This window comes from Odoribacter lunatus (assembly GCF_943193135.1).
GTDB classification, from domain to species: Bacteria; Bacteroidota; Bacteroidia; order Bacteroidales; family Marinifilaceae; genus Culturomica; species Culturomica lunata.
In genome coordinates this window covers 1-3,519 of sequence record NZ_CALPCZ010000053.1, presented here as the reverse complement: position 1 = coordinate 3,519, position 3,519 = coordinate 1, and the positions used below count along the sequence as shown (strand labels likewise).

Sequence of the window (3,519 nt, the reverse complement as noted above, 5' to 3'; positions counted from 1 at the left end):
ACTTTTAGAAAAGTGTAATAGGATATTTCAAGATTTTATATACTTTTGTATTATTCTGTTTGTCTCTTAACAAGAGAGCCTATTTTTTACCCAATAATTATTTCCCTGTTACAAGTCTTTTAAAATTAGCGCATTGGCATTATCTATAACGGAGCATTCCAAGGATGCGAGATAAATTTGCGTTGTCATCTCAGAATCGTGTCCCATTCCTTCACTAATCACGGAAAGAGGAATATTCTTGTTTCTCGCAATACTTGCCCACGAATGACGCGCCACATAAGTCGTCAATGGTATCGGCAACCGGATTCGTGCCGCCACTCGTTTCAAATTGAGATTAACCGAATATAGTTTATTCTTATACTGTTGTCGAGCCCTTTGAGCATCCGTAACCGTTATTATCGGTAATAAATAGGGAGAAGCTGACGGCACAACAATATCATATTTATCTACTACTTCCTGCATACATCTCTCCCATTTGATTGAAAGCTGTTGCCCCGTTTTACGACGACGATAGATAAGAACTCCGTTTTTTACATCCGATTTCCTAAGATAAGCCATGTCTATGAATGACATCCCTCGGGTATAAAATGAAAAAAGGAACATATCCCGAGCAAAATCCAATACCGGATGAAGAGCTAAATTCAAGTCTTTTATCTGTCTGATATCTTTCAATGTCAATGCCCGCTTAATCGTTTTGTCTATCCCCGTATAAACATGTTTAAACGGATAACGTTGCTCTGCCATCCCTTTCTCCACAGCTCGGTTGTATACTGCCCGCAGAATGCGCATATAAAAAGATATCGTATTCATGGCGATACCTCGCAACTTCAAATAAGCCTCGTATTCTTGCATCAAATCGGAGGTCATCTCATCCAATAATATATCTTTCTCACTATGAAACCGAAAAAAACTGCGGAACGTAGCTTTATAAGTCTCTGCCGTCCGTTCCCGGTTCAAATGCTTTAATTGTACAATCACTCTTTCCATAAAAGCAAGAAACGATTCTTCCTTGACCAAATTTTGAAGTTTCCGTACAATTTCATCCACCGAACAATTGCTTTTCAATATTTTTTCAAAACGCCTGAGGTCTCTCTGTATCCATTCCCTGACAGAAAGAAGATAATGATAACGTTCCGGAGAGGCGGTATTTATAAAAACCGTTCCCTGAACTTTATTCCATTCCTCTGCATAAATACGGTAGTTTGTTCCTAATTGCCGCACCGTGCGACTTTGAATAATTTGATAATAAATACAGCCTTCCTTCCCCGATACAGAAGAAGGACGAAATTTAACTTTAATACTTGCCATACGTTATTTCTCTTTAATAGAATGTTTTACAATTTAAGTCAGTCGCTTTAAATACTTACAAAGACAAATAACTAAGGTAGATTTTTCTTGGCTCCGAACGGATATACAGAAAAAGAAAAAACCTTCCTAAAACATTTGTTTAGAAAGGTTTTCTCCACTTTTAATGATTACATCTTACTTCTCTCTGTGATCCAGCTGGTCCTTAAACCTATGGATCTTATCTTGTTAACTTTCAAACCGTTTCCAAACAATCACGTGTATACCGTAACGATTCAGTAACGTTTTATTGGCACTAAACTGGCAGGAATTGTCTTCTGGTTTCTGCTTTGTTTCATAGACAAATATAGAAAAAATAATGTCTTCCAAACCCTTTTTTAACAATTTTCTTATTTGCCTTATGTGCTTTGACAGTATTTTATACTGTTGTCTATTTTAAGTATGTCATATTTTAGTTCAAGTTTTATGGTATTTTATATGGGGGAAAGACGACTTGGGAGTCCCCTTTCCCGAACACAAAGTGTGAGGGCGAGTTTCGAGTTACTCGAAAAATTTTGAGGCACTCAAAATACAACTCGCTATTAGCTGACGCTAATAAAATCCACCGGAAGGCGGATTACCAATGAGCTGATAGGCGGAGGGGAAAAACTCCTCACACGATGTTATCGTTCGGTGACAAAATTAGGTGACTTATCTATGCGGAATCCGTTTTTTAATTGTGTTAGCCACTGCCAGTTGTTTGAGGTATTGATACAAATAACCTTTCCCCTTTATTTGCCATACACACCAACAAAGAACGGTTGGTTACAATGGACTAAAGTTGGTACGTACCAACAGAAAGATGGCTATCCCATCCGATATATGTATGTTGTATGAATGCTTGCAATATCCGGCCCAACGTTGTAACCAACCAACAGTGAAATATTGGTATGTTGGGTGGAAGTTGAGTTTGCAGAAGAATTTATAGTTAATCTCAGCTACTGATTTTATTGTTTGAAAGGTCATGATTCCTGACTTATATTAAGGATTATAACCAATTGTTTCTTTGGGGATTTAAAATAGTTTATTAATTTTGTAGATAAGAAAAGAAGCGGAGAAATCCGCCTCAAAATATTGTGAATTTGTCATAATCTTGACATCCGAAATCGCCAATTTCTAAGTTATACAAGATTTGACAATGTGTTCACGCTTTTCTAGCGTGGGCTGTTGTCTTTCTGTATAACGAGGTGTTTGGCGATACCTGAGATGTCAGATTGGGAACAGTTCCGCGCTTTTTTATACATTTTTATAGAATTATGAATGATTTAAATAGCCTCTTCTGGTAAAAAAATTCGGGGAGAGCATTTTAGGACTTTAGCGATGTTATTGAGATGTTCAATATTATAAGTGGCTTTTCCATTTTCAAATTGACTGATGAAAGAGCCATCAAATCCTAACGCGTAAGAAAGGGCTTCTTGTGAATAATCTCTTTCTTTTCGCATTTTCTTTACCATCTCAATGGCATATAAATCAACAGCCGTTTTCATAATTGTAAATTCATTACGAATAACGGCATATTTTGGATGTGTGATACCTAATAATAATTAGGTGTAGTGGGTTTTATAGTGATAGAAATAATAAATAGTAGTAGACTATACGATACACATAAAGTAGGGTATATGTTTGAATATATAAAAGTAATTATTACTAATTGGAATTGGTGGATAGCAGAAATTGTTGAAAAAATCGGAAATAACTCTGATGAGTTATTCTGACTTTTTCAATGATTTCGAGCGAGACCGGAAAGTAGCGGAGCCATTCAATTCGGCTCAAGTTAACTTTCCGGACAGGAGGAAAATATCTAGGTTAAACACTCAGGTACAAATTAATGAATAAAATAGATGAATTATCCATAACTATTCCCGCACAAATGACAAGTTCAGCAGCTGTAGATAATTTTATAGAGCTTGTTATCGATAGTTTTAAACTTCCTTCTTTTCTTATGGGATGCATAACGATAGCCGTTATAAATGCTGTACGTACTTATATCTTATATGGAAATAATGGTAAACAAGGCAAAACACTGACACTTACAGCTACGAAACATCCTACGGATGTAGTCATCTGTGTAGAGGATGAAGGAGGAGGTTTAGTTTTCAAGGGAATAAATGCTGGTATTAGACTTGGAGATGCTAATGCAAGGCATGGTGATGGATTATATCTGATAGCTACTTT

3 protein-coding genes are annotated in these 3,519 nt (G+C 36.3%); 1 reads left to right on the top strand and 2 read right to left on the bottom strand.

The window, feature by feature from the left end; translation table 11 throughout:
• Nucleotides 1-108 precede the first annotated feature (108 nt).
• Together NFR61_RS11020 and NFR61_RS11015 are read right to left on the bottom strand one after the other, a co-directional pair.
• Nucleotides 109-1,308: a tyrosine-type recombinase/integrase gene (locus NFR61_RS11020; RefSeq protein ID WP_251624110.1), complete on the bottom strand. Its 1,200-nt coding sequence runs from the start codon at nt 1,306-1,308 to the stop codon at nt 109-111.
• Nucleotides 1,309-2,609: 1,301 nt separating this feature from the next.
• Nucleotides 2,610-2,831 (bottom strand): helix-turn-helix domain-containing protein, encoded by a 222-nt coding sequence (locus NFR61_RS11015; RefSeq protein WP_251624108.1) that lies wholly within the window; start codon nt 2,829-2,831, stop codon nt 2,610-2,612.
• A gap of 341 nt (nt 2,832-3,172) precedes the next feature.
• On the opposite strand from NFR61_RS11015, the gene NFR61_RS11010 reads away from it, so the two are divergent.
• On the top strand, nt 3,173-3,519 hold a 347-nt coding region (locus tag NFR61_RS11010; protein ID WP_251624106.1), incomplete at its 3' end, for an ATP-binding protein.

Excerpts from the sequence above, each read along its gene's own strand:
- NFR61_RS11020 (WP_251624110.1), bottom strand. The coding sequence starts at position 1,308 with ATGGCAAGTATTAAAGTTAAATTTCGTCCTTCTTCTGTATCGGGGAAG.
- NFR61_RS11015 (WP_251624108.1), bottom strand. The coding sequence starts at position 2,831 with ATGAAAACGGCTGTTGATTTATATGCCATTGAGATGGTAAAGAAAATG.